Origin of the sequence: Ferviditalea candida (genome assembly GCF_035282765.1) — a bacterium.
Classification (GTDB): Bacteria; Bacillota; Bacilli; order Paenibacillales; family KCTC-25726; genus Ferviditalea; species Ferviditalea candida.
Window position 1 is genome coordinate 1 of sequence record NZ_JAYJLD010000126.1, and the last position, 471, is coordinate 471.

The window sequence follows — 471 nt, forward strand, 5'->3', positions numbered from 1 at the left end:
CTGAAAATTTGATTTCTCCAAATCGTCCTTGTAAAAGACGAGATCATACCGCTCTTTCTTTAGAGGCACAAACTCTACTCCCGGAACCTGCAACGCCGCTTTTTCTGTTCCCAATCCGACGTCCGCAATTCCTCTGGCCACAGCGCTTGCCACCGCGATATGGCTCATTTCCTCATTTCTGTACCCTTTCATTAATCTGGAATCCAAATTTAAGTTTCGTAATTGTTCATCCAGGAGCACCCTGGTACCGGATCCTTTTTCCCGGTTTACGAAAGTTATATTTTCGTCCATCAGGTCTTTCCAATCTCTAATGTCTTTCGGATTGCCGGGAGAAACATAAAATCCTTGGGTACGGTAAACCAAGTTCACGACAACAGCACGTTGCCCGGGCAATAAGCGCCTTACGTAAGGAATATTATATTCTTCAGTTTCACCGTCCCAAAGGTGGGTGGCCGTTACATTCGCTGTTCC

Annotated in this window: 1 protein-coding gene; it reads right to left on the reverse strand. The window is 45.9% G+C overall.

What is annotated here, in order from left to right; translation table 11 throughout:
- Window positions 1-471: substrate-binding domain-containing protein (locus VF724_RS21370; RefSeq protein WP_371756249.1), on the reverse strand; the 471-nt coding region annotated here is incomplete at both ends.